Source organism: Pseudomonas sp. Cab53 (assembly GCF_018325965.1).
Taxonomy (GTDB): domain Bacteria; phylum Pseudomonadota; class Gammaproteobacteria; order Pseudomonadales; family Pseudomonadaceae; genus Aquipseudomonas; species Aquipseudomonas chlororaphis_E.
Map to the genome: position 1 here is coordinate 1,086,957 of NZ_AP021902.1, position 23,276 is coordinate 1,110,232.

The window sequence follows — 23,276 nt, forward strand, 5'->3', positions numbered from 1 at the left end:
ATGTCCTTAAAGCACTTTATCCAAATCACCAAGCCGGGGATCATTTTCGGTAACGTGCTTTCTGTGGCAGGCGGGTTTTTCCTGGCCTCGAAAGGGCATGTCGATCTGGCCATCTTCCTGGCGGCGATGATCGGCACTTCCTTGGTGGTCGCGTCGGGTTGCGTGTTCAACAACTGCATCGACCGCGACATCGACATCAAGATGGAGCGCACCAAGAACCGAGCCCTGGTCCAGGGCCTGATCCCGGTGCAACTGGCCCTGGCGTTCGCCACGGTGCTGGGCGTGGCCGGGGTGGCGCTGCTGTATCGGGTGGCCAACCCGTTGGCGGCGTTGTTCGCGGTGATCGGCTTTGTGATCTACGTCGGCCTCTATAGCCTGTACCTCAAGCGCAAGTCGGTCCACGGCACGCTGGTGGGCAGCCTGTCGGGGGCGATGCCGCCGGTGATCGGCTACGTCGCGGTGAGCAACAGCTTCGACATGGCCGCGCTGACGCTGCTGGTGATGTTCAGCCTGTGGCAGATGCCGCATTCCTATGCCATCGCGATCTTCCGCTTCAACGACTACCTGGCGGCTTCGATTCCGGTGTTGCCGGTCAAGCGCGGTATCCGGGTGGCCAAGAAGCACATCCTGCTCTATATCCTGGCCTTCCTCGTGGCGACCTTGATGCTGACATTCAGCGGCTACGCCGGCATGAGCTACCTCGCCGTCGCCGCCGCCATGGGCATGTACTGGCTGTACATGGCCTGGACCGGCTACAAGGCCGTGGATGACACGGTCTGGGCACGCAAGCTGTTCGTGTTCTCGATCTTCACCATCACCGCCCTGAGCGTCATGATGTCCCTGGACTTCAAGGTGCCCAGTGAGCTGCTGCTGACGTACGCACCCTAAGCTTCAGACGCTGTACAAAAAGCCCCGCCTTCGAGAGAAGCGCGGGTTTTTTGTGTAGACAGGCCTGGATTGACTGTCATTCGTCGCAATAGATTATGGCGTGTTGAACTGTGGGCAATTTGCTTATAGTTTCTGCCATGCATACCTTATTTTTTGAAACGACTGCGTTCACCGCCACGGTGGGACATTACCTGACTGACGATGAATATCGTTTGCTCCAGTCCTATCTGCTGCAGCACCCAACGGCCGGTGACGTCATGCCACGTACCGGCGGCTTTCGTAAGCTGCGCTGGTTCGATGAGCGTCGTGGCAAGGGGAAGCGAGGTGGTTTGCGAGTCATTTACTATTGGCTCATGAATGATCTTCAGTTCTGGATGTTCGCGATTTATGACAAGGACGAGTTGGAAAACCTGACCCGCGAGCAAGAGAAGTCGCTCAAGCGCGCCATTGAGGCTGAGTTGAAAGTGCGAGGTACCTTATGAAAAAACGTGATCTGTTTGCCGAGATGATGCAGGGCATCGAGGAAATGGCCGCTCACCGGGAGGGCAAGCTGACCCTTCGCCAGGTATCGATCGAAGATAAACCAGCGCCCGAGGTATCGGCCCAGGAAATTGTGGCGTTGCGTGACAAGCTCCACATGTCCCAAGCCGTTTTCGCCAAGAGCATCAGGACCAGTCCTGGCACGCTCAGGAACTGGGAGCAGGAAAAGTCCAGGCCCAATGCCCAGGCGGCTCTGTTGATCAGGTTGGTCGAGAAGTTTCCAGACATGGTCGAGCGGCTCGCAGCTGTTTGAGGAACGCCTGCATCGCTGCCATGAAAAAGCCCCGCCTTCGAGAGAAGCGCGGGGCTTTTTTGCGACGGTGTCTGGGGCAGTGAACGCCGTTGAACCCTTGTGGGAGCGGGCTTGCTCGCGAATGCGGTGGCGCAGTTGACGGTGATGTTGGCTGACACGACGTCTTCGCGAGCAAGCCCGCTCCCACAAAAAATGGCTTCGGGTGACAGGTTATTGCTGGGCGATGCTGTAGCCGTCGAATGCCTTTTGCTGTTGCAGGGCGGTGACGATGCTTTTGCGGGTGACCGGTTGTTCGGTGCCGTCATTGTCCAGGAAGGTTTCGCTTTCCAACTCGGCGTCATCGCCTTCGCCGACAAAGTTGAAGCCCAGGAACTCGAAGGCTTCGCGGTCGACGTTCGGCTTGGAGCGCGGGGTGCGCAAGGGCAGGGTGACGCTGATGCCGTCCTTGCTGATGACAAAGACTTCGGCGTCCTTCTTGGCACGCGAGGCCTTGCCTTTGCCGCCGCTCGGGTTGCTGATGGCCTGGTGGGTCTGGTTCAGGACCTTCAAGGCCAGGCCATAGACCAGTTCCTGAAATGCCGGGTCATCCTTGTAGCTGGAAAGTATGCGGCTGATGGGGAAGCGGCTGCTCAAGTCTTCCAGTGCCGCGAAGTCGGCGGCTTCGGCGTCCTTGAGTTGCTTGAGCTGGCCCATCAGTTCGTAGGCCTTGTCATCGTCGAACGCATCGTGGGCCTGGCGGATGGCGGTGCGCAGTTCGCGGATCTGATCGCTTTCGCGGTTCGACTGGAAGGCATCCAGGACCATCTCGCTGATGCTCTTGGCCTGGGGCAGATGCTGTGAAAGATTGATGGAGTTTTCGTATTCCGCTTTGGACGAGAGGGTGACTACGGATTCAGCGGTGTTGGAATCGGACATTGAAATTTCACTACTTCTGTTAGCGGGATGAGGCGAGAAAGGCGTTGAGCTTTTTCCGGCCGACTAATCTATTGGACGCGGGCAACGTTGTCACGGTCGGACCGTTGGCCGGTGCGCATTTGTTGGCGGGCTCGGTGTTCAGTCGCGCAACAGCTTCATCAGCCGCAAGGCGTCGGCTGTCGCGGCGCCGCTGGCGGTGTTGTCGAAGATGCACCAGGTCGGCGTGTGCGGATCGGCCTTCAATTGTTCGGCCAGGTGCGCCAGCCAGGCGTCTTCGTAGGGCGAGTAGTAGATCCGTGGCGAACCGTGCAGGCGGTAGTAACGAATGCCCGGCCAGCCGGCGGGCTGGTCGCCGTCGGGCAAGGGCGATGGGTCGGCTGCGACACGGCCGATGCGCTCGGCCTGCAACAGCGCCATGGCCTGCGGCGCAAGCCAGCTCGGGTGTCGCGGCTCCAGCACGGTCGGGCCTTGGTATCGGTCACGCAGGGCCGTGAAGAACGCCCGGGCGACGGCGTCATCGAAAGCCAGCGATGGCGGCAATTGAACCAACAGGCACCCGAGTTTTTCGCCCAACTGCGAACACTGCCCCAGGAACTCGTCCACCCATCCTTCGCAATCGATCAGGCGCCGTTCATGGGTGATCTGCCTGGGTACCTTGACCGAGAACCGGAAACCGGGGGCAACGCTGTCAGCCCACTTGGCGTAGGTGGCGGGGCGATGCGCGCGGTAGAACGAGCTGTTGATCTCGACGGCCGTGAATCGAGCACTGTAGCGCTGCAGATGAGTCCCTTCGACGGGAAACGCAGGCCACTGCTCCCGGGGCAGCGACCAGCCGGCGCAGCCCAGGTAAACGCGAGACGGTGAAGTGGATTGAGTCGGCAAGGTCGAAAACCGGGTGACAGGGGATTCCCTTGTGACCGTTTCACGAGCCTCGAAGCTGCATTCTTTTTACTCGCAGATCACGTTTTTGCCCGCCATCTTGGAGCGATACAGCGCCTGGTCCGCCCGGTCCAGCAGCGCCGCCTGCTGTTCATCGTCGAGGCGCTGCACCACGCCGAAGCTCATGGTGATCTGGAAGTCGCCCACCGGCAGCAGGTCGGACAGGCCACGGCGAATGGTTTCGGCCACCAGCCGGGCGTCAGCCAGGGTGGTGTTGGGCAAGATCAGAATGAATTCATCGCCGCCCCAGCGCGCCAGCAAGTCGCCGTCACGCTCGCTGCGCTGGACACTCTGCACCACTTGCACCAGGGCCGCGTCGCCGAACGCGTGGCCGTAGCGATCGTTGATGTCCTTGAAGTCATCGACATCCATGGCGATCAGGCACAACGGCTCGCGAAAGCGCTGGGCGCGCTCGCACGCCAGCGGCAGGGCCTGCTCCAGGCGATAGCGATTGGCAACCCGCGTCAACGCGTCGGTTTCGGCCAGCCTGCGGTTTTCATCGAGCTGGACCTGCAACTGCTGGTTGACCCGGGACAGCTCGCGGGTGCGTTCTTCGATGGCCGCTTCCAATGACGAATTGCGCCGCTCCAGTTGTTCGAACAGGCGCTTCTTGTCGTCGATGCTGCGGTGGGCGCCGAGCATGCGCGCCACCGTGCCGTCGGGGTTGCGGGCGATGATGTAGCCGCGGTCTTCGATCCAGAGCCAGCCGCCGTCGCGCATGCGGCAGCGGTACTCGGCCTGGTAGCCGGTGGAGCGCTGCTCCAGGTAATCGTCGAACAACGCCATCACCCGCGGGTAGTCCTCGGGATGGATCACGTTTTCCCAGGTCAGCACGGTGTTGTTGAGGGAATGCGGCGGGTAACCCAGCATCGTGTACCAGCCGGGGTTGCGGTAGACGAAACCGGTATTGGCGTTCCAGTCCCAGATGCCGTCGCTGACCAGCTCCAGGATGGTGTGCAGCACGCCTTCGTCCAGGTCCGACAAGTCGAACCGCAACGCATCCATGTTCGAGGCATTTCCCATCATGCGTCCCTCAATCAACCTTGATATCAAAATGCTCGTTCGCGGTTGCAGAGTAGCCGATGGGGCGGTGCGCCACTAGCGCCGCACGGCGTCCGGGCGAGCCTCGTCATGCGCTCATTCGGCCGCTGTTCGAGGTTTACCCCAACGCTGCAGGGCGAACTCGACAAAACTGCGCAGCTTCGGCAAACGGTAGCGATCCTGCGCGTACATCAGGCTCATGGGCCGATGGGGCAATTGGTAATCCTGCAGCAGCGCCACCAGATGTCCTTCCTTCAGGTCCTGGGCCACCAACGCGTCGGGCAGCATCACCACGCCCATGCCGGCCAGCGCGGCACGGTGCAGGCCGGAAGAGCTGTTGATCAGCATGGGGCCGTTCACCGGCACCTTGATTTCGCCCTCTGGCCCGTTGATCGGCCAGTGGTCCTGGGCGAAGCGCCACTCGTCTCCCGCCGAGTAGGCGAACGACAGGCAGTCATGCTGTTGCAGGTCGGCGGGTTGCCTTGGTGTGCCTCGTCGAGCCAGGTAAGCCTTGGACGCACAGACGGTGAGGGTGTAGTCCATCAACGGCCGGGCGATCATCTTCGGATCGGGATGACCCAAGCGGATGGCGGCATCGAACCCGTGGTCGAGCAGGTCCAGGCGCTGGTTGGTCAGCACCACGTCGAGCTTGACCTGGGGAAAGCGCTGGTTGAAATCCGCCAGTGCCGGGGCCAGGCGTTCGGTGCCGAAGGTCAGCGGTGCGGTGATGCGCAGGGTGCCGGTGGGTTCGCCTTGCGTCTGTTCGGCCAGGCGTTCGGAGTCGGCCACCAGCCCCAGCACTTCCAGGCAGCGCTGATAGTAGGTCGAGCCGAATTCGGTCAGGCGCTGGCGTCGGGTCGTCCGGTTGATCAGGCGCACACCCAGGCGCTGTTCCAGCGCGCGAAGATGATTGCCCACCATGGTGGTGGACATTTCGCACGCCTGGGCCGCAGCGGTCAGGCTGCCGGTTTCCACCACTTTCACGTAGACGGTCATTGCCTGGAACAGGTCCATTATCAAGCTCGGCTTTTAAATGATTGAAGTAAAGCGGCGTTTATCCAGCAAGGGTGGCTAACCATACTGGAAAAAACCACCCGATGGAGCTTGATGTCATGACCGCAGCCTGCCTGATGTCCACTTACCAACCCCTGGCGCTGAGCTTCACTCGCGGCTTGGGCACGCGCCTGTGGGACCAGGACGGTCGCGAATACCTTGATGCGGTGGCGGGCGTGGCGGTGACCAACGTTGGCCATTCCCACCCCAGGTTGGTGGCGGCGATCAGTGAACAGGCCGGCCTGTTGCTGCACACGTCCAACCTGTACAGCATCGACTGGCAGCAACGCCTGGCGCACAAGCTCACCGAACTGTCCGGGCTTACGCGGGTGTTCTTCAACAATTCGGGGGCCGAGGCCAACGAGACCGCGCTGAAACTGGCGCGGCTCTATGGTTGGCACAGGGGCGTGGAGCAGCCGCTGGTGGTGGTCATGGACAACGCGTTCCACGGTCGTACCCTGGGCACGATGTCTGCCAGCGATGGCCCGTCGGTGCGCCTGGGTTTCAACCGCCTGCCGGGGGATTTCATCAAGGTGCCGTTTGGCGACCTCGCCGCGCTGGAGGACGTCCAGCGGGCTCATGCCGATCGCATCGTCGCGGTACTGGTCGAGCCGATCCAGGGCGAAAGCGGAGTGCAACTCGCGCCGCCCGGTTACCTCAAGGCCTTGCGTCAACTGTGCAGCCGCCGGGCCTGGCTGCTGATGCTCGACGAGATCCAGACGGGCATCGGTCGCACGGGCCAGTGGTTCGCGTTCCAGCACGAGGGCATCGTGCCGGACGTCATGACCCTCGCCAAGGGTCTGGGCAACGGTGTGCCCATCGGCGCATGCCTGGCCCGGGGCAAGGCCGCCGAGCTGTTCACGCCCGGCAGCCACGGCAGCACCTTTGGCGGTAACCCCTTGGCTTGTCGGGCCGGTTGCACGGTACTGGCGATTATCGAGGAGCAAGGGCTGGTGGATAACGCCCGGCGTCAGGGTGAGCAATTGCTCAGCCGGCTGCGGGCCGAGTTGGCGGACAACCCGAATGTGCTGGCGATCCGTGGCCAGGGCCTGATGATCGGCATCGAACTCAAGCAACCGGTGCGCGACCTGGCCCTGCGCGCGGCCCGGGATCACGGTCTGCTGATCAACGTCACCCGCGGCAAGATCATCCGCGTGCTGCCGCCACTGACCCTGGACGGGCGGGAAGTGGAGATGATCGTCAGGGGCGTGGCCCGCAGCCTCGTCGAGGGCTGAGCTCGCCAATAGACCAGGGGGGGGGCGCTGATCAGGGCCCCCACCCATCGGCTTTGCACATCGGGCCGCACGACGGCCATCGGCACCGGGTGACCAAGCCCTGAGCCGCGGCCCTTGCACAAGGCAGCGCAGCCAGGCGAAACGCAGCGGGACGGAATTTTTGCCGATTGGCGCGTTCAAACGCCAGCCAGAGTCGGTTGCCTACGCCCTGGCACTCCAGACTCAAACCAGGAGCATTCCATGTTCACCTCGCGTCGCTTGATCGTCGTCGCAACCGCTGTGGCCTTGTTGTCCGGTTGCGCATCGCCTAACCCTTATGACAACCAGGGCCAGGCCTCCACGGAATCTTCCGGCATGAGCAAGACCGCCAAGTACGGCGGCCTCGGCGCCCTGGCCGGGGCATTGGCCGGCGCGGCCATCGGCCACGATAACCGTGGCAAAGGCGCGTTGATCGGTGCGGCGGTGGTCGGGGCGTCCGCGGCCGGCTACGGCTACTACGCCGACCAGCAGGAAAAGAAACTGCGCGCGAGCATGGCCAATACCGGCGTTGAAGTGCAGCGCCAGGGTGACCAGATCAAGTTGATCATGCCAGGCAACATCACCTTCGCCACCGACTCGGCGAACATCGCGTCCAGCTTCTACCAGCCGCTGAACAACCTGGCGAATTCCCTCAAGGAGTTCAACCAGAACCAGATCGAGATCGTCGGTTACACCGACAGCACCGGCAGTCGCCAGCACAACATGGACCTGTCCCAGCGTCGTGCACAAAGCGTGGCGACCTACCTGACGTCCCAGGGCGTGAGCGGCGCCAACCTGAGCGCCCGTGGCGCCGGCCCGGACAACCCCGTGGCCAGCAACGCCGACGTCAATGGTCGCGCCCAGAACCGCCGCGTCGAAGTCAACCTCAAGGCCATCCCCGGCCAGCAGTACCAGGCGCCACAGCAGCAGGGGCAGACTTACCAGCAGTACCCATAACGGCTGTGCGGTAAATGAAACGGGGGCCATGCAGACATGGCCCCCGTTTTTTGTGGCTGGCGCCACCCCCTGTGGGAGCGAGCTTGCTCGCGATAGCGGTCTGCCTGAACCGGTGATGTGGGATGTGCCGCCGTCATCGCGAGCAAGCTCGCTCCCACAGGAATTTTCTTGGGCTAAAAAAGCCCGCCCGATCAAGTGATCGGGCGGGCTTTTTATTGGTGGCCGGCGTTACTTCTTCAAGCCGTAATGCTCATCGAGCATGCCCGGCGAATTGGGGGCTTTGGGCGCGTAGTCCCGGGGCGGTTCCTGGACCTCTCTTGGCGGGGTCAGGCGTTCCCGTGGCGCCTGGCCTGCGTCGGCGTGCAGGGCCGCGAGCAAGCGTTGGCGAGTCTGTTCGTCCAGGGCCAGGCGGTTGGCGCCTTCGGACAGATGATCCTGTACGTCCTGGTAGCTCTGGGTGAGTTTTTTCACCAGCGAAGCGGTGCTGTTGAAGTGGGTGACCACTTCATTCTGATAACTGTCGAAACGTTCCTGAATGTCGTCCAGCTGACGTTGGGTGCTGTTGGGCACCGCGTTGGGCAGCAGTCGGGCAAGCAGGAATCCAATGGCGACACCCGCGACCAGGGCAAGAGTCGGCAACAACCAAACTAAGAGCGAGTGTTCCACGAGTCCTTCCTCTATAAACGGCTTTGCTTTACGTTAACGGCTCGGACCTGCGCTGTATACCGCGACGAACATCGCAATCATGCCAGGCACAGACTTTTAGCTAGACGAGTTGACCCTATTCGAGGTCACGGAGTTCTTTCCTTGCTTATGCGCGAAACCCCTGTATTCATCGACGGCCCGGTGGGCCAACTGGAAGCCCTGTACCTGGACAGCGAGACCCCGCGTGGCCTGGCGCTGATCTGTCACCCGAACCCGGTGCAGGGCGGGACCATGCTCAACAAAGTGGTTTCGACCCTGCAGCGCACTGCCCGGGATGCCGGCCTGGTGACTTTGCGTTTCAATTATCGTGGCGTCGGTGCCAGCGCTGGCAGCCATGACATGGGCACCGGTGAGGTGGACGACGCCCAGGCCGCGGCGGCGTGGCTGCGGGAAAAATACCCGCAACTGCCACTGACGCTCTTCGGTTTCTCGTTCGGCGGATTCGTGGCGGCCAGCCTTGGCGGGCGCCTGGAAGCCCTCGGGCAACCGCTCAAGCACTTGTTCATGGTGGCCCCGGCGGTGATGCGTTTGGACGCGCAATCGCCCTTGCCTGTGGGCGGCGAACTGACCGTGATCCAGCCGGAAACCGACGAAGTCGTCGACCCCCAACTCGTCTACGAATGGTCCGACGCGCTCCAACGCCCCCATGAGCTGCTGAAAGTGGCAGAATGCGGACACTTTTTTCATGGCAAGCTGACCGATCTCAAGGATCTGATCCTGCCGCGCCTCTCGAATTGACAGCAGTCTGACAAGCGATAACCCATGACGACTCGTACCCGTATCCTGACCGGCATCACTACCACCGGCACCCCGCACCTGGGCAACTACGCCGGCGCCATCCGTCCGGCGATCGTCGCCAGCCGCGACAGCAATGCCGACTCGTTCTACTTCCTGGCCGACTACCACGCCCTGATCAAGTGCGATGACCCGCTGCGCATCCAGCGCTCGCGCCTGGAAATCGCCGCGACCTGGCTGGCCGGTGGCCTGGATGTGGACCGCGTGACGTTCTATCGCCAGTCCGACATTCCCGAGATCCCCGAGCTGACCTGGCTGTTGACCTGCGTCGCCGCCAAGGGCCTGCTCAACCGTGCGCACGCCTACAAGGCCTCGGTGGACAAGAACGTCGAGACCGGCGAAGACCCGGATGCCGGCATCACCATGGGCCTTTACAGCTACCCGGTGTTGATGGCCGCCGACATCCTGATGTTCAACGCCCACAAGGTGCCGGTCGGTCGCGACCAGATCCAGCACGTGGAAATGGCCCGCGACATCGGCCAGCGCTTCAATCACCTGTTCGGCCAGGGCAAGGAGTTCTTCACCATGCCCGAGGCGCTGATCGAAGAAAGCGTCGCCACGCTGCCGGGGCTCGACGGGCGCAAGATGTCCAAGAGCTATGACAACACCATTCCGTTGTTCAGCAGCGCCAAGGACATGAAGGATGCGATCTCGCGGATCGTCACCGACTCCCGCGCACCGGGCGAAGCCAAGGACCCGGACAACGCGCACCTGTTCACCCTGTTCCAGGCCTTCGCCACGCCCGACCAGGCGGCTGGGTTCCGCAGTGAACTGCTGCAGGGCCTGGGTTGGGGCGAGGCGAAGAATCGCCTGTTCCAGTTGCTCGACAGCGAGCTGGGCGAGGCCCGCGAGCGTTATCACCAACTCATCGAGCGTCCGTCGGACCTCGAGGACATCCTGCAACTGGGCGCGAAGAAAGCCCGCGCCGTGGCGACGCCGTTCCTCAATGAGCTGCGTGAGGCCGTTGGCCTGCGTTCGTTCGTCAGCCAGGTCCAGGTGGCAGCCGGCACGAAGAAAAAGGCTGCCAAGGCGGCACGCTTCGTCAGTTTCCGCGAAGACGACGGCAGCTTCCGTTTCCGCCTGCTGGCGGCCGACGGTGAACAACTGTTGCTGTCCCGTCATTTTGCCGATGGCAAGGCGGCCGGCCAGGTCACCAAGCAGTTGCAGGCCGGCCAGCCGCTGGAGGTGCGCAACACCGAGCTGGGCTTCAGTGTGTGGCTGGACGACGACTGTGTGGCGCACAGCCCGGAGTTTTCCGACAGCACCGCCCGGGATGCCGCCATCGATGCATTGCGCGTCGCCCTGACGCCTGCTCAAGACTGATCCAGCGGACCACCCGACCATCGGCCCGAATAAGGGCCGATTGCCATTCCCTTGGGCCATCGCTACAGTGACGGCCCGTTTTTGTTGCCTTGCTAACGAATATGACGCCCCTAGAACGATACCAAGCTGATCTGAAACGCCCGGAGTTCTTCCACGACGCAGCCCAGGAAACGGCGGTGCGCCATTTGCAGCGCCTGTACGATGACCTGATCGCCGCGTCGAACAACAAGCCAGGCTTGTTGGGCAAACTGTTCGGCAAAAAAGACCAGGCACCGGTCAAGGGCCTGTATTTCTGGGGCGGCGTGGGCCGTGGCAAGACCTATCTGGTGGACACCTTCTTCGAAGCGCTGCCCTTCAAGGAAAAGACTCGCACGCACTTTCACCGTTTCATGAAGCGCGTGCACGAGGAAATGAAGACCCTGGGTGGCGAGAAGAACCCGCTGACCATCATCGCCAAGCGCTTTGCCCAGGAAACCCGGGTGATCTGCTTCGATGAGTTCTTCGTGTCCGACATCACCGACGCGATGATCCTCGGCACCCTGATGGAAGAGCTGTTCAAGAACGGCGTGACCCTGGTCGCCACCTCGAACATCGTCCCGGACGGCCTGTACAAGGACGGCCTGCAACGCGCACGCTTCCTGCCGGCCATTGCGCTGATCAAGGAACACACCGAGATCGTCAACGTCGACAGCGGCGTCGACTACCGCCTGCGTCACCTTGAGCAAGCCGAGCTGTTCCACTTCCCGCTGGATGCCGCCGCCGAAGAAAGCCTGCGCAAGAGCTTCCGCGCCCTGACGCCGGAATGCACCCAGGCCATCGAAAATGACGTGCTGATCATCGAGAACCGTGAGATTCGCGCCATCCGCACCTGCGACGACGTCGCCTGGTTCGACTTCCGCGAACTGTGCGACGGCCCGCGCAGCCAGAACGACTACATCGAACTGGGCAAGATCTTCCACGCCGTGCTGCTCAGTGGTGTTGAACAGATGAGCGTCACCACCGACGACATCGCCCGTCGCTTCATCAACATGGTCGACGAGTTCTACGACCGTAACGTGAAGCTGATCATCTCGGCGGAAGTCGAACTCAAGGACCTCTACACCGGCGGTCGCCTGACCTTCGAATTCCAGCGCACCCTCAGTCGCCTGCTGGAAATGCAATCCCACGAATTCCTGTCGCGGGCGCACAAGCCGTAGGGCGTTCGCATAAAAAAGGGCCTGCGATTGCAGGCCTTTTTTGTGCGCGGGAGATTTAGCCGTTCACTGCATAACCCTGTGGGAGCGAGCTTGCTCGCGATGGCGTCGTGTCAGTCAGTATCAATGCTGCTGAACCGCCGCCTTCGCGAGCAAGCCCGCTCCCACAGTGGATCGTTGCCAAGCCTCCGGGCTACGCCGCCTGCTGGAACTGCTGCCGATACTGGTTCGGTGACAGGTCGGTGTGTTGACGGAACAGGCGGGCGAAAAAGCTCGCGTCGTCGTAGCCCACTTCGTAGCTGATGGTCTTGATGCTCTTGCGGCTGCCGGAGAGCAGGCCCTTGGCCGTTTCGATGCGCAGCCGTTGCAGGTAATGCAGTGGCTTGTCTCCGGTGGCGGTCTGGAAGCGGCGCATGAAGTTGCGGATGCTCATGCCATGCTCGCGGGCAACGTCTTCGAAGCGGAACTTGTCGGCGAAGTGTTCTTCGAGCCAGTGCTGGATCTGCAGGATGATCACGTCCTGGTGCAGCTTCTGCCCGCCGAAGCCGATCCGCCCGGGTGAGTAGCTGCGCTGCACTTCATACAGAATATCCCGCGCCACCGCCTGGGCCACGTTGGCGCCGCAGAAGCGTTCGATGAGATAGATGTACAGGTCGCACGCCGATGTCGTGCCGCCGGCGCAGAACAGGTTGTCGGCGTCGGTCAGGTGCTTGTCCTGGTTGAGGTGGACCTGGGGAAAGCGCTCCTTGAACGCGTTGAAGAAGCGCCAGTAGGTGGTCGCCTCCTTGCCATCGAGCAGCCCGGCTTCGGCCAGCCAGAACACCCCGGTGGCTTCGCCGCAGAGTACCGCGCCGCGAGCGTGCTGCTCGCGCAGCCAGGGCAGGATCTGCGGATAGCGCTGGCACAGCGCCTGGAAGTCATCCCAGAACGCCGGGAGAATAATGACGTCAGTGTCTTCCAGGCCGCCGTCCACCGGCATGATCACGTCGCTGAAACTGTTGACCGGTTTGCCGTCCGGGCTGACCAGGCGGATTTCGAACGCCGGTGTCAGGCCCAGGCCCAGCTGTTTGCCATAGCGCAGGCTGGCCAGGTAGAAGAAGTCCTTGGCTTGCATGAGGGTGAAGGCGAAGACCCGGTCGATAGCCAGGATACTGACGCGCCGCAAGGGCGTGGAGACGTGCATGGACATAATTCATCTTTATTTTTATAGGGGAAAGTGGTCACCAAACGGCTGGATCGTCTTATTTTTTGTCGGATGTGTCCAGTGTCCTGTCATTCTTCGCCGGCTTAGGCTCTGTTGGATAACCACGTCGAACAATAACGAAAAGGTGCCCCATGATCCCGAGAACCCTGTTCAGCCCCGAGCACGAATTGTTTCGTGACAGCGTACGAACCTTCCTTGAAAAAGAAGCCGTGCCGTACCACAGCCAGTGGGAAAAGCAGGGGCATGTGGACCGCCAGCTCTGGAACAAGGCAGGGGAGGCGGGCATGCTGTGCTCCCACCTGCCCGAGGCATACGGCGGGCTTGAGGCCGATTTTCTCTACAGCACGGTGGTGATCGAGGAAATCGGCCGCCTGGGCCTGACCGGGATCGGCTTCTCATTGCACTCCGACATCGTCGCGCCCTACATCCTGCATTACGGCAGCGAAGCGCTGAAGCACAAGTACCTGCCGAAGCTGGTGTCTGGCGAGATGGTCACGGCCATTGCCATGACCGAGCCTGGCGCCGGCTCCGACCTGCAGGGCGTGAAGACCACCGCGGTGCTGGAGGGCGACGAATACGTCATCAACGGTTCCAAGACCTTCATCACCAATGGCTTCCTGGCGGACCTGGTGATTGTCGTCGCCAAGACCGATCCGAAGGCCGGTGCGAAGGGCACCAGCCTGTTCCTGGTGGAGGCGGGGACGCCGGGCTTCGAGAAGGGCAAGCGCCTGGAAAAAGTCGGCATGAAGGCCCAGGACACGTCGGAACTGTTCTTCCAGGATGTCCGCATCCCAAAGGAAAACCTGCTCGGGCAAGCCGGGATGGGTTTTGCCTACTTGATGCAGGAACTGCCCCAGGAGCGCCTGACCGTCGCCATCGGCGGCCTGGCCTCGGCCGAAGCGGCCCTGCAATGGACCCTTGACTACACCCGTGACCGCAAGGCGTTTGGCAAATCCATCGCGGACTTCCAGAACACCCGCTTCAAGTTGGCGGAAATGGCCACCGAGATTCAGATTGGCCGGGTCTTCGTCGATCGCTGCCTGGAGTTGCACCTGCAGGGCAAGCTCGATGTGCCGACGGCGGCGATGGCCAAGTACTGGGGCACTGACCTGCAATGCAAGGTGCTCGACGAATGCGTGCAGTTGCACGGCGGTTACGGCTTCATGTGGGAGTACCCGATTGCCCGGGCGTGGGCCGATGCGCGGGTGCAGCGGATCTATGCCGGGACGAACGAGATCATGAAGGAGATCATTGCGCGGTCGCTTTGATTTTCGGTGAGTTCGGGATCGCTTTCGCGAGCAAGCCCGCTCCCACAGGAGTCCTGCGTCGATCACGAAAGAGTGTTCAGACACAAAACCCTGTGGGAGCGGGCTTGCTCGCGAAGGCTTTTACCGGGTGATCAAGGCGCCGGGTTCGGATGATCCTTGTGGATCGCCTCGATCCCTGCCAGGACTTCCTTCGAGAGCTTCAGGTCGGCGCTGGCGATGTTGCTGTCCAGTTGTTCCAGCGTGGTGGCGCCAATGATGTTGCTGGTTACGAACGGCTGCTGGGTGACGAACGCCAGCGCCATCTGCGCCGGGTCCAGGCCGTGCTCCCGGGCCAGCGCCACATAACGGCTGCACGCCGCTTCCGATTGCGGGTTGAAGTAGCGCGTGAAGCGGCTGTACAAGCTCAGGCGGCCCTTGGCGGGTCGTGCGCCTCCTTCGTACTTGCCCGACAGGAAGCCGAACGCCAAGGGCGAGTAGGCCAGCAGCCCGCACTGTTCGCGGATGGCGATTTCCGCCAGGCCGACCTCGAAGCTGCGGTTGAGCAGGTTGTAGGGGTTCTGGATCGACACGGCGCGCGGCCAGCCCCGGGCTTCGGCCAGGGCGAGGAACTTCATCGTGCCCCAGGGCGTTTCGTTGGACAGGCCGATGTGGCGGATCTTGCCCGCGCGCACCTGTTCGTCCAGGGCTTCGAGGGTTTCCTCCAGCGGGGTGAAGTCCTCGTCGGCCTTGTGCTGGTAGCCCAGTTGGCCGAAGAAATTGGTGCTGCGTTCCGGCCAGTGCAGTTGGTAGAGGTCGATCCAGTCGGTTTGCAGGCGCTTGAGGCTGGCGTCCACGGCCTCGACGATGTGCCGGCGGTTATGCTTGAGCTGCTTGTCGCGGATGTAGTCGATGGTGTTGCCCGGGCCGGCGATCTTGCTCGCCAGGATCCAGTCGGCGCGGTCGCCGCGGCTCTTGAAATAATTGCCGATGTAGCGCTCGGTGGTGGCATAGGTCTCGGCCTTCGGCGGGACCGGGTACATCTCGGCGGTGTCCATGAAATTGATGCCGGCGCCCTTGGCGCGCTCGATCTGGGCGAAGGCCTCGGCCTCGCTGTTCTGCTCACCCCAGGTCATGGTGCCGAGGCACAGGGCGCTCACGTTCAGATCGGTACGGCCTAGCTGGCGATAGTCCATCGGGACCTCCTTGGGCAAAACAATCATAAAAGCAGGTTGAAAAAGTTTTCGCAATCTGCATAATTGCGCACCTCTTTCTGCAGTGGAAGTGATGCCCCGCCGCCGAAGAATCTTGCCGTTGAACGGACGCGCCGACCCGAGCCCCCGAAAGCGTCTGTATCCGGCTGCCTTTGACTTGTCAAAGTACGCACTATTCAGTAAGATCCGCCGTCTAATTTACAGGGCGGCCCCTGAGGCTATAAAGAATGAAAACTTTTACTGCTAAACCGGAAACAGTAAAGCGCGACTGGTTCGTCGTCGACGCTGCTGGTCAGACCCTGGGTCGTCTGGCCACCGAAATCGCGAGCCGTCTGCGTGGCAAGCACAAGCCTGAGTACACCCCTCACGTTGACACCGGCGACTACATCGTCGTGATCAACGCTGAGCAAGTACGTGTTACTGGCGCTAAAACCACTGACAAAATGTACTACTCCCACTCCGGTTTTCCTGGCGGCATCAAGTCGATCAACTTTGAAAAGCTGATCGCCAAGGCCCCTGAGCGCGTGATCGAGACCGCGGTTAAAGGCATGCTGCCTAAGAACCCGCTGGGTCGCGACATGTATCGTAAGCTGAAGGTTTATGCGGGCGCTGCTCACCCTCATACTGCTCAGCAGCCCCAAGAACTGAAGTTTTAACGGAATAGTTCATTATGTCGGCGACTCAAAATTACGGCACTGGCCGTCGCAAGACTGCAACCGCACGCGTTTTCCTGCGTCCGGGCACTGGTAATATCTCCATCAACAACCGCTCCCTGGATAATTTCTTCGGCCGCGAAACTGCCCGCATGGTAGTTCGTCAGCCGCTGGAACTGACCGAGACCGTCGAAAAATTCGACATCTACGTCACCGTTATCGGTGGTGGTGTAAGTGGCCAGGCTGGCGCAATCCGCCACGGCATCACTCGCGCCCTGATGGACTACGACGAAACCCTGCGTAGCGCCCTGCGCAAAGCCGGCTTCGTGACTCGCGATGCTCGTGAAGTTGAACGTAAGAAAGTCGGTCTGCGTAAAGCGCGTAAGCGTCCGCAGTACTCGAAGCGTTAATTTCGCTTCCGCTTTCAAAAGGCGCCCAGTTCCTCACGGAGCTGGGCGTTTTTTTATGCGTGAAAGAATTGCTCTGTGACAACTTGCCACATTCGTAGAACCCCTATACTACAAGGCTTAGCGGTTTGGCCGCTTGGTAATTACCTTGTCAGAATTGGGGCTTTTCATTACCATTCGGCAAAATTTTTATAAGTTCAGATTTTTACTTAGTAGACGCCTGATCTAACAGGCCACAAAGCTGATGGGAGAGGACTGAATGAGCAATGACGGCGTGAATGCAGGCCGGCGTCGCTTCCTGGTAGCAGCCACATCCGTGGTGGGTGCTGCAGGAGCGGTGGGGGCTGCGGTCCCGTTCGTGGGGTCATGGTTTCCCAGTGCCAAGGCGAAAGCTGCAGGTGCACCGGTGAAAGTGAATGTCAGCAAGATCGAGCCAGGCCAGCAGATGATTGCTGAGTGGCGCGGCCAGCCGGTGTTCATCGTCCGCCGTACAGAGGAAATCCTGGGGAATCTGAAAAAGATCGAGGGTCAGCTGTCCGACCCATCCTCCAAGAACTCGGTCCAACCGGAATACGTCAATCCTGAAACGCGTTCGATCAAGCCGGAAGTCCTGCTACTGATCGGGATCTGCACGCACCTGGGTTGCTCGCCAACGTTCCGTCCCGAAGTGGCCCCGGCCGACCTGGGCAAGGATTGGGTCGGTGGCTATTTCTGCCCTTGCCACGGCTCCCACTATGACCTGGCCGGTCGCGTCTACAAGTCGCAGCCTGCACCGTTGAACCTGCCAGTTCCCCCGCATTCCTATGAGACCGACGACATCATTGTCATCGGCGTCGATACGGAGAAAGCGTGATGAGCAAGCTAATGGATTGGGTTGATGCGCGCTTTCCCGCGACCAAGATGTGGGAAGACCATCTCAGCAAGTACTACGCTCCAAAAAACTTCAACTTCTTCTACTTCTTTGGCTCCCTGGCGCTGCTCGTTCTGGTCAACCAGATCGTCACCGGTGTCTGGCTGACCATGAGCTACACCCCGTCGGCGGAAGAAGCATTCGCTTCTGTCGAATACATCATGCGCGACGTCGAGTACGGTTCGATCCTGCGTCTGCTGCACTCCACCGGCGCCTCGGCGTTCTTCATCGTGGTCTATCTGCACATGTTCCGTGGCCTGCTCTACGGTTCGTACCAGAAACCGCGTGAGCTGGTGTGGGTCTTCGGCATGCTGATCTACCTGGCGCTGATGGCCGAGGCCTTCATGGGCTACCTGCTACCGTGGGGCCAGATGTCCTACTGGGGCGCCCAGGTGATCATCTCGCTGTTCGGTGCGATCCCGGTCATCGGCAACGACCTGACCCAGTGGATTCGTGGTGACTACCTGATCTCCGGCATCACCCTGAACCGCTTCTTCGCCCTGCACGTGGTCGCCCTGCCGATCGTGATCCTTGGCCTGGTGGTGCTGCACATCCTGGCGCTGCACGAAGTCGGCTCGAACAACCCGGACGGCGTGGACATCAAGAAACACAAGGACGAAAACGGCGTACCGCTGGACGGCATCGCCTTCCACCCGTACTACACCGTGAAGGACATCGTTGGTGTGGTGGTCTTCCTGTTCATCTTCTGCTCCATCGTGTTCTTCTTCCCGGAGATGGGTGGGTATTTCCTCGAGAAGCCGAACTTCGAACAGGCGAACGCCTTCAAGACCCCTGAGCACATTGCCCCGGTCTGGTACTTCACGCCGTTCTACGCGATCTTGCGGGCGATTCCGGACAAGCTGCTGGGTGTTATTGCCATGGGCGCGGCCATCGCCGTGCTGTTCGTCCTGCCGTGGCTGGACCGCAGTCCGGTCAAGTCGATGCGCTACAAAGGCTGGCTGAGCAAAATCTGGCTGGTGGTGTTCTGCATCTCGTTCGTGATCCTGGGTGTGCTGGGCGTACTGGCACCGACACCGGAACGTACGCTGCTTTCGCAGGTGTGCACCTTCCTGTACTTCGCCTACTTCATTCTGATGCCGTTCTATACCAGGCTCGAGAAGACCAAACCGGTTCCGGAAAGGGTGACTGGCTGATGAAAAAGCTATTTGCTGTACTGATTCTTGCTGCCATGCCTGTACTGTCCTTCGCGGCTGAACACGGTGGTCCTGAGCTGGAAAAAGTCGACATCGACGTTTCCGACAAAGCCGCCATGCAGGACGGCGCGCGTACGTTCGCCAACTACTGCATGGGCTGCCACAGCGCCAAGTTCCAACGTTACGAGCGTGTGGCCGATGACTTGGGCATTCCCCACGAAGTGATGCTGGAGAAGCTGGTGTTCACCGGTGCCAAGCTGGGCGATCACATGACCGTCGGCATGCAGCCTTCGGATGCCAAGACCTGGTTCGGCGCGGCGCCGCCCGACCTGACCCTGGTGGCGCGAGTGCGTGGCACCGACTGGCTCTACGGCTACCTGCGGTCGTTCTACGAAGATCCTGCGCGTCCATGGGGCGTGAACAACAAGGTCTTCCCGAACGTCGGCATGCCTAACGTCCTGGTCGGCCTGCAGGGTCGCCAAGTGGTAGGCTGCAAACAGGTGCAGATCGTCGAGAACGGCAAGAAGCAATTCGACCCGTTGACCGGCACCGCCTTGACTCACGAAGCCTGCGATCAGTTGACCATCGTGCCGAACAGCGGCACCTTGACCCCTGAGCAGTTCGACGAGAAGGTCAAGAACCTGGTGACCTTCCTGGCCTACTCGGCCAACCCGGTGAAGCTGGAGCATCAGCGCATCGGTACGTATGTATTGCTGTACCTGGCGTTCTTCTTCGTATTCGCTTACCTGCTCAAGCGTGAATACTGGAAAGACGTGCATTGATAAAGCTGTAAGCTGTAAGCCGTTGCTGTTAATCGTGCGCGCCCAAGGGCGTCTCTGAAAGTGTAACGAGCCTGGTCGGCCAGGCGTTACGGGAGGCGCCCTCTGGGCGCGCTCGTTTTTCCGTTTTTCGAAAATTTCTACAAGCGAGGAGGATCGCCATGGGCGTGACCAATCGGTTGGCCTGCTACTCCGACCCCGCCGACCACTATTCCCACCGGGTACGCATCGTACTGGCCGAGAAGGGTGTCAGCGCCGAGATCATCTACGTCGAAGCGGGCCGTCAGCCGCCAAAACTGATCGAGGTGAACCCTTACGGCAGCCTGCCTACGCTGGTCGATCGCGACCTGGCGTTGTGGGAGTCGACCGTGGTGATGGAATACCTGGATGAGCGTTATCCGCATCCGCCTTTGCTGCCGGTGTACCCTGTCGCGCGTGCCAACAGTCGTTTGCTGATGCATCGCATCCAGCGAGACTGGTGCGGGTTGGTGGACCAGATCCTGGACCCACGGACCAAGGAGCCTGCGCGGGTCGTGGCTCGTAAAGAGTTGCGTGAAAGCCTGACGGGCGTATCGCCGCTGTTCATCGACAAGCCGTTCTTTCTCAGTGAGGAACAAAGTCTGGTGGATTGCTGCCTATTACCCATACTCTGGCGATTGCCTGTCCTGGGTATCGAACTGCCGCGGCCTGCCAAGCCGCTGCTTGATTATATGGAGCGCCAATTCGCGCGTGAGGCTTTCCAGGCGAGTCTGTCTGGCGTCGAACGCGACATGCGCTAAGGCTTAAGGAGCCGCTATGAACTCCAGTCGACCTTATCTGGTCCGCGCGCTCTACGAGTGGATTGTGGACAATGACTGTACCCCGCACATGCTGGTCAACGCCGAGTATCCATCGGTGCAGGTGCCACAGGGGTTTGCCAATGACGGGCAGATTGTCCTGAACGTTTCGCCGGCTGCCGTGCGCCATCTGCACATGGACAACGACGCCGTGAGTTTCGAAGGGCGCTTTGGGGGCGTGCCGCACACGCTGTTCGTGCCTATCGCCGCGATCCTGGGGATTTATGCTCGGGAGAACGGCCAGGGCATGGTGTTCGAGCTCGAAACGCCGCTGGACGGCGAGGAGGCCTTCGAGGCCGACGAGGACTTGCCGCCGGATGACGAGCCGCCACGGCCTAGTGGGCGGCCTAGTCTTAAGGTGGTGAAGTAGCGGGGCGCCGGTTTTTGATTGGTTGGTGTGTAGATCCGTTTCTGCGGTAACGGCTGCTTAGGGTTCCGCCCTTACGGCGGGTCACTTTCGAAAAGCGCGAAAGTAACCAAAGCGCTCTTGCCCCACCACTGGGCACCTCGCCAAGGCTCGGTGTTCCCTCACTCCGGCATTGCTCCGTGGGCCCGCCGCGAAGGGTCATCCATGACCCAGCGCGGCTATCCCGGCATCCATGCCGGGATGCCCACTACGCAATGCCTGCGTTCGGCCCTTGTGGTTAATGGGGCGTCTAAGATCAAAAGCCAGAGCCAGAGCCAGAGCCAAAGCCAAAGCCAAAGCCAAAGCCAAAGCCAAAGCCAAAGCGAGGCGGCCTAACGGTCGGTCTGACTTTTCCGGCCGTAGCTGAATCCTGTGGGAGCGAGCTTGCTCGCGAAGACGGTCTGACAGCCACCCAATCTCTCAAGGTGTATTTCCGGTAAATCGAATGCCATGGTCAAGCACAGCCCTGGATTGCGACACCCACCCCTGTGGCGAGGGCTGTGCCTTCCTCGCCGTCCGCAAAATCCAAAGCCAAGCAGCAAGACGAAACCACCCAACGCGTGCTTGATCACTACTTGCTGGCGAAGTTGGATAAGTCCCAAGACGAACCAAAACCGGGCCAGGTATTCACCGTCGTGAAAGGCCTCGATAACGAATGCTTGCTCGCCAATCTCAGCGGAACCCTGTCCTCGGCGGACGCCATGGCCAACGAACTCGCATTCGACCTGGAAGGCTCGCGGCATCATTTGGCGCTTGGTATTCAGCCTAGCCCTCTGTGGGAGCGAGCTTGCTCGCGATAGCGTCAGGTCAGCAGCATTGATGTTGGCTGACACACTGCAATCGCGAGCAAGCTCGCTCCCACAGTTGGACTTAGGTACAGCCGGGAGAGATAGGTCGGCTGTGAGGCCGTCTTCGCGAGCAAGCCCGCTCCCACAGTTGGATTGAGGTGCAGCCGGAAAGTCAGGTCAGCCATTAGGCCGCCTCGCTCCTGCTTTTGCTTTTGCTTTTGCTTTTGCTTTTGCTTTTGCTTTTGCTTTTGATCTTAGGCGCCCCATAAACACAAGGGCCGAACGCAGGCATTGCGCAGTGGGCATCCCGGCATGGATGCCGGGATAGCCGTGGGCCATGGATGGCCCTTCGCGGCGGGCCCACGGAGCAATGCCGGAGTGAGGGAACACCGAGCCTTGGCGAGGTGCCCAGTGGTGGGGCAAAGCGCTTTTGGTTACTTTTGGCTGGCCGGCACTCCGGGCTCTTCCAAAAGTGACCCGCCGTAAGGGCGGAACCCCAAGCAGCCGTTACCGAAGAAACGGATATTCACACAAACCACTCCCTCAAAAAAACGGCGCCCCCCTTATAAAGAAGCACCGTTTTTCCAGTCAAACCAAGCGCAGCATCAAGAACCGCCACTCCCCTCAGTCAATATACTCAAACAACTTCACAATCTTCTGCACCCCAGACACCCCCTGCACCAGATTGGTCGCCTGGGCGGCTTCCTGCTTGGTCAGCAAGCCCAGCAGATAAACGATGCCATTCTCAGTCACAACCTTGATCCGCGAGCCAGGAATGCTGGCGTCGGTGAGCATCTGGGTCTTGATCTTGGTGGTCAGCCAGGCATCGTTCTGGCGGGCCAGCAGCGAGGACGGTTGCAGGACCTGCAGTTCGTTGTGCACGGTCTTGACCCGCTGCACCGAGCTGGCGGCCTGTTCGGCCTTGGCCTTGAGGTCGGCGCGCGGGGTCTGGCCGGCCAGCAGCACAACGCCGTTGAAGCTGGTCACGACGATGTGCGAGTTGTTGTCCAGGTCCGGGTCGGCCTTGGCGATGTTCACGCCGGCCTTGGTTTCGATCAGCGAGTCGTCGATCTTGCTGCCGAAGGTACGGGTGCCGCGGTCGTCCTCGATCGGCTTCTCCCGGCTGGCATTAACCACCGAGGTGCAGCCGCTGATGCCGAGGCACAGGGTCAGGGCCAGAAGGCCCAGGCGATTAGGGGTCATTCTTCACTCCCGAATATTTGGCTGTCGATCAGGTCGCAGAGACAGTGGATCGCCAGCAGATGGACTTCCTGGATACGTGCGGTGACTTTGGCCGGTACGCGGATCTCGACATCTTCAGGCAGCAGCAGTGAAGCCATGCCGCCGCCGTCGCGCCCGGTCAATGCTACGACAATCATTTCGCGATCATGTGCGGCCTGGATCGCTTGAATAATGTTGGCGGAGTTGCCGCTGGTGGAAATAGCCAGCAGCACATCGCCAGGTTGGCCCAAGGCGCGGATCTGTTTGGAGAAGACTTCGTTGTAGCTGTAGTCGTTGGCGATCGAGGTGATCGTCGAGCTGTCGGTCGTCAGCGCGATGGCTGGCAGGCTCGGGCGCTCGCGCTCGAAGCGGTTGAGCAGTTCGGACGAGAAGTGCTGGGCGTCGCCGGCCGAGCCGCCGTTGCCGCACGACAGCATCTTGCCCTCGTTGAGCAGGGCGTTGACCATCACCTGGCTGGCTTGCTCGATGTGTGGTGCAAGTACGTCCATCGCCTGTTGCTTGGTGTCGATACTGGCCTGAAAAAGCTGGCGAATTCGCGATTGCATGTCCATCTGTGTGACCTTAAGTAGCGCGGCTTATCGGCA

At 60.9% G+C, this 23,276-nt stretch carries 26 protein-coding genes; 17 read left to right on the forward strand and 9 right to left on the reverse strand.

Features of this window, described 5'->3' with window-relative positions:
- The 3 genes from cyoE (at position 1) to KI241_RS04645 (ending at position 1,681) form a co-directional block, all read left to right on the forward strand.
- Positions 1-888: a heme o synthase gene (cyoE, locus tag KI241_RS04635; RefSeq protein WP_025211928.1), complete on the forward strand. Its 888-nt coding sequence runs from the start codon at positions 1-3 to the stop codon at positions 886-888.
- A gap of 137 nt (positions 889-1,025) precedes the next feature.
- The gene (locus KI241_RS04640; RefSeq protein ID WP_042728258.1) at positions 1,026-1,370 is read left to right on the forward strand and encodes a hypothetical protein; all 345 of its coding nucleotides are present in this window, start codon (positions 1,026-1,028) and stop codon (positions 1,368-1,370) included.
- Entirely contained in the window at positions 1,367-1,681 is a 315-nt protein-coding gene (locus KI241_RS04645) for a helix-turn-helix domain-containing protein (RefSeq protein WP_042728259.1), read from the forward strand. The genes KI241_RS04640 and KI241_RS04645 overlap by 4 nt, the downstream gene beginning before the upstream one ends.
- Before the next feature lie 210 nt (positions 1,682-1,891).
- Here the strand turns inward: KI241_RS04645 and KI241_RS04650 are convergent, their stop codons facing one another.
- The 4 genes from KI241_RS04650 to KI241_RS04665 form a co-directional block, all read right to left on the reverse strand.
- Positions 1,892-2,596 carry a hypothetical protein gene (locus KI241_RS04650; RefSeq protein WP_042728260.1) on the reverse strand — a complete coding sequence of 235 codons (705 nt, stop codon included), beginning with the start codon at positions 2,594-2,596 and terminating at the stop codon, positions 1,892-1,894.
- Positions 2,597-2,734: 138 nt separating this feature from the next.
- Positions 2,735-3,478, reverse strand: a complete 744-nt coding sequence (locus KI241_RS04655) for a DUF72 domain-containing protein (RefSeq protein ID WP_042728261.1) — start codon at positions 3,476-3,478, stop codon at positions 2,735-2,737.
- A 66-nt stretch (positions 3,479-3,544) separates the two neighbouring features.
- Positions 3,545-4,558, reverse strand: a complete 1,014-nt coding sequence (locus KI241_RS04660; RefSeq protein ID WP_212803859.1) for a sensor domain-containing diguanylate cyclase — start codon at positions 4,556-4,558, stop codon at positions 3,545-3,547.
- A gap of 114 nt (positions 4,559-4,672) precedes the next feature.
- Positions 4,673-5,590 carry a LysR family transcriptional regulator gene (locus KI241_RS04665; protein ID WP_212803427.1) on the reverse strand — a complete coding sequence of 306 codons (918 nt, stop codon included), beginning with the start codon at positions 5,588-5,590 and terminating at the stop codon, positions 4,673-4,675.
- Between the two features lie 98 nt (positions 5,591-5,688).
- Between KI241_RS04665 and KI241_RS04670 the strand changes: the two genes are divergently transcribed.
- Both KI241_RS04670 and KI241_RS04675 read left to right on the forward strand, forming a co-directional pair.
- Entirely contained in the window at positions 5,689-6,864 is a 1,176-nt protein-coding gene (locus tag KI241_RS04670) for an aspartate aminotransferase family protein (RefSeq protein ID WP_042728263.1), read from the forward strand.
- Between the two features lie 240 nt (positions 6,865-7,104).
- Positions 7,105-7,839, forward strand: coding sequence for an OmpA family lipoprotein (locus KI241_RS04675; RefSeq protein WP_018604257.1), 735 nt, complete (start codon positions 7,105-7,107; stop codon positions 7,837-7,839).
- Between the two features lie 228 nt (positions 7,840-8,067).
- Here the strand turns inward: KI241_RS04675 and KI241_RS04680 are convergent, their stop codons facing one another.
- Positions 8,068-8,505: a DUF1043 family protein gene (locus KI241_RS04680; protein ID WP_042728264.1), complete on the reverse strand. Its 438-nt coding sequence runs from the start codon at positions 8,503-8,505 to the stop codon at positions 8,068-8,070.
- 147 nt (positions 8,506-8,652) lie between these two features.
- On the opposite strand from KI241_RS04680, the gene KI241_RS04685 reads away from it, so the two are divergent.
- The 3 genes from KI241_RS04685 to zapE all read left to right on the forward strand — a co-directional run bounded on the left by KI241_RS04685 (position 8,653) and on the right by zapE (position 11,858).
- On the forward strand, positions 8,653-9,282 hold the full coding sequence (locus tag KI241_RS04685; protein WP_042728265.1) for an alpha/beta fold hydrolase: 630 nt from the start codon (positions 8,653-8,655) through the stop codon (positions 9,280-9,282).
- 24 nt (positions 9,283-9,306) lie between these two features.
- Positions 9,307-10,662 (forward strand): tryptophan--tRNA ligase, encoded by a 1,356-nt coding sequence (locus KI241_RS04690; RefSeq protein ID WP_047738236.1) that lies wholly within the window; start codon positions 9,307-9,309, stop codon positions 10,660-10,662.
- A 101-nt stretch (positions 10,663-10,763) separates the two neighbouring features.
- On the forward strand, positions 10,764-11,858 hold the full coding sequence (gene zapE, locus KI241_RS04695; RefSeq protein ID WP_042728267.1) for a cell division protein ZapE: 1,095 nt from the start codon (positions 10,764-10,766) through the stop codon (positions 11,856-11,858).
- Positions 11,859-12,048: 190 nt separating this feature from the next.
- Here zapE and KI241_RS04700 read toward each other — a convergent pair whose 3' ends face one another.
- A complete protein-coding gene (locus KI241_RS04700; RefSeq protein ID WP_172679749.1) occupies positions 12,049-12,945 on the reverse strand; it encodes a GlxA family transcriptional regulator in 897 nt (298 codons plus the stop codon).
- 245 nt (positions 12,946-13,190) lie between these two features.
- Here KI241_RS04700 and KI241_RS04705 point away from each other — a divergent pair, with 245 nt between their 5' ends.
- Positions 13,191-14,327, forward strand: a complete 1,137-nt coding sequence (locus KI241_RS04705; RefSeq protein ID WP_047738234.1) for an acyl-CoA dehydrogenase family protein — start codon at positions 13,191-13,193, stop codon at positions 14,325-14,327.
- A 131-nt stretch (positions 14,328-14,458) separates the two neighbouring features.
- Here the strand turns inward: KI241_RS04705 and KI241_RS04710 are convergent, their stop codons facing one another.
- The gene (locus KI241_RS04710; protein ID WP_047738232.1) at positions 14,459-15,499 is read right to left on the reverse strand and encodes an NADP(H)-dependent aldo-keto reductase; all 1,041 of its coding nucleotides are present in this window, start codon (positions 15,497-15,499) and stop codon (positions 14,459-14,461) included.
- A 245-nt stretch (positions 15,500-15,744) separates the two neighbouring features.
- On the opposite strand from KI241_RS04710, the gene rplM reads away from it, so the two are divergent.
- The 8 genes from rplM (at position 15,745) to KI241_RS04750 (ending at position 21,462) form a co-directional block, all read left to right on the forward strand.
- On the forward strand, positions 15,745-16,173 hold the full coding sequence (gene rplM / locus KI241_RS04715) for a 50S ribosomal protein L13 (RefSeq protein WP_003205365.1): 429 nt from the start codon (positions 15,745-15,747) through the stop codon (positions 16,171-16,173).
- A 14-nt stretch (positions 16,174-16,187) separates the two neighbouring features.
- Positions 16,188-16,580 carry a 30S ribosomal protein S9 gene (gene rpsI, locus KI241_RS04720; RefSeq protein WP_003228056.1) on the forward strand — a complete coding sequence of 131 codons (393 nt, stop codon included), beginning with the start codon at positions 16,188-16,190 and terminating at the stop codon, positions 16,578-16,580.
- Between the two features lie 256 nt (positions 16,581-16,836).
- The gene (gene petA / locus KI241_RS04725) at positions 16,837-17,430 is read left to right on the forward strand and encodes a ubiquinol-cytochrome c reductase iron-sulfur subunit (RefSeq protein WP_003205363.1); all 594 of its coding nucleotides are present in this window, start codon (positions 16,837-16,839) and stop codon (positions 17,428-17,430) included.
- Positions 17,430-18,641, forward strand: a complete 1,212-nt coding sequence (locus KI241_RS04730; RefSeq protein WP_042732149.1) for a cytochrome bc complex cytochrome b subunit — start codon at positions 17,430-17,432, stop codon at positions 18,639-18,641. Before petA ends, KI241_RS04730 begins: the two co-directional genes overlap by 1 nt.
- Positions 18,641-19,423: a cytochrome c1 gene (locus KI241_RS04735; RefSeq protein ID WP_042732148.1), complete on the forward strand. Its 783-nt coding sequence runs from the start codon at positions 18,641-18,643 to the stop codon at positions 19,421-19,423. Before KI241_RS04730 ends, KI241_RS04735 begins: the two co-directional genes overlap by 1 nt.
- 158 nt (positions 19,424-19,581) lie before the next feature.
- Positions 19,582-20,199 carry a glutathione S-transferase N-terminal domain-containing protein gene (locus KI241_RS04740; RefSeq protein ID WP_042732147.1) on the forward strand — a complete coding sequence of 206 codons (618 nt, stop codon included), beginning with the start codon at positions 19,582-19,584 and terminating at the stop codon, positions 20,197-20,199.
- A gap of 16 nt (positions 20,200-20,215) precedes the next feature.
- The gene (locus KI241_RS04745) at positions 20,216-20,626 is read left to right on the forward strand and encodes a ClpXP protease specificity-enhancing factor (RefSeq protein ID WP_042732146.1); all 411 of its coding nucleotides are present in this window, start codon (positions 20,216-20,218) and stop codon (positions 20,624-20,626) included.
- A gap of 536 nt (positions 20,627-21,162) precedes the next feature.
- A complete protein-coding gene (locus tag KI241_RS04750) occupies positions 21,163-21,462 on the forward strand; it encodes a hypothetical protein (RefSeq protein WP_237614185.1) in 300 nt (99 codons plus the stop codon).
- 612 nt (positions 21,463-22,074) lie between these two features.
- Here the strand turns inward: KI241_RS04750 and KI241_RS04755 are convergent.
- Together KI241_RS04755 and KI241_RS04760 are read right to left on the reverse strand one after the other, a co-directional pair.
- A complete protein-coding gene (locus KI241_RS04755) occupies positions 22,075-22,653 on the reverse strand; it encodes a BON domain-containing protein (RefSeq protein ID WP_042729546.1) in 579 nt (192 codons plus the stop codon).
- Complete coding sequence (locus KI241_RS04760; RefSeq protein WP_042729547.1) at positions 22,650-23,243, reverse strand: phosphoheptose isomerase; 594 nt, start codon at positions 23,241-23,243, stop codon at positions 22,650-22,652. The genes KI241_RS04755 and KI241_RS04760 overlap by 4 nt, the downstream gene beginning before the upstream one ends.
- Between the last annotated feature and the right edge of the window lie 33 nt (positions 23,244-23,276).

Coding starts and splice junctions, on each gene's coding strand:
- KI241_RS04730 (WP_042732149.1), top strand. CDS start 17,430: ATGAGCAAGCTAATGGATTGGGTTGATGCGCGCTTTCCCGCGACCAAG.
- KI241_RS04710 (WP_047738232.1), bottom strand. CDS start 15,499: ATGGACTATCGCCAGCTAGGCCGTACCGATCTGAACGTGAGCGCCCTG.
- KI241_RS04650 (WP_042728260.1), bottom strand. CDS start 2,596: ATGTCCGATTCCAACACCGCTGAATCCGTAGTCACCCTCTCGTCCAAA.
- cyoE (WP_025211928.1), top strand. CDS start 1: ATGTCCTTAAAGCACTTTATCCAAATCACCAAGCCGGGGATCATTTTC.
- KI241_RS04660 (WP_212803859.1), bottom strand. CDS start 4,558: ATGGGAAATGCCTCGAACATGGATGCGTTGCGGTTCGACTTGTCGGAC.
- KI241_RS04665 (WP_212803427.1), bottom strand. CDS start 5,590: ATGGACCTGTTCCAGGCAATGACCGTCTACGTGAAAGTGGTGGAAACC.
- rplM (WP_003205365.1), top strand. CDS start 15,745: ATGAAAACTTTTACTGCTAAACCGGAAACAGTAAAGCGCGACTGGTTC.
- KI241_RS04760 (WP_042729547.1), bottom strand. CDS start 23,243: ATGGACATGCAATCGCGAATTCGCCAGCTTTTTCAGGCCAGTATCGAC.
- KI241_RS04705 (WP_047738234.1), top strand. CDS start 13,191: ATGATCCCGAGAACCCTGTTCAGCCCCGAGCACGAATTGTTTCGTGAC.
- KI241_RS04685 (WP_042728265.1), top strand. CDS start 8,653: ATGCGCGAAACCCCTGTATTCATCGACGGCCCGGTGGGCCAACTGGAA.
- KI241_RS04640 (WP_042728258.1), top strand. CDS start 1,026: ATGCATACCTTATTTTTTGAAACGACTGCGTTCACCGCCACGGTGGGA.
- KI241_RS04735 (WP_042732148.1), top strand. CDS start 18,641: ATGAAAAAGCTATTTGCTGTACTGATTCTTGCTGCCATGCCTGTACTG.
- zapE (WP_042728267.1), top strand. CDS start 10,764: ATGACGCCCCTAGAACGATACCAAGCTGATCTGAAACGCCCGGAGTTC.
- KI241_RS04645 (WP_042728259.1), top strand. CDS start 1,367: ATGAAAAAACGTGATCTGTTTGCCGAGATGATGCAGGGCATCGAGGAA.
- petA (WP_003205363.1), top strand. CDS start 16,837: ATGAGCAATGACGGCGTGAATGCAGGCCGGCGTCGCTTCCTGGTAGCA.
- KI241_RS04690 (WP_047738236.1), top strand. CDS start 9,307: ATGACGACTCGTACCCGTATCCTGACCGGCATCACTACCACCGGCACC.
- KI241_RS04740 (WP_042732147.1), top strand. CDS start 19,582: ATGGGCGTGACCAATCGGTTGGCCTGCTACTCCGACCCCGCCGACCAC.
- KI241_RS04745 (WP_042732146.1), top strand. CDS start 20,216: ATGAACTCCAGTCGACCTTATCTGGTCCGCGCGCTCTACGAGTGGATT.
- rpsI (WP_003228056.1), top strand. CDS start 16,188: ATGTCGGCGACTCAAAATTACGGCACTGGCCGTCGCAAGACTGCAACC.
- KI241_RS04670 (WP_042728263.1), top strand. CDS start 5,689: ATGACCGCAGCCTGCCTGATGTCCACTTACCAACCCCTGGCGCTGAGC.
- KI241_RS04755 (WP_042729546.1), bottom strand. CDS start 22,653: ATGACCCCTAATCGCCTGGGCCTTCTGGCCCTGACCCTGTGCCTCGGC.
- KI241_RS04675 (WP_018604257.1), top strand. CDS start 7,105: ATGTTCACCTCGCGTCGCTTGATCGTCGTCGCAACCGCTGTGGCCTTG.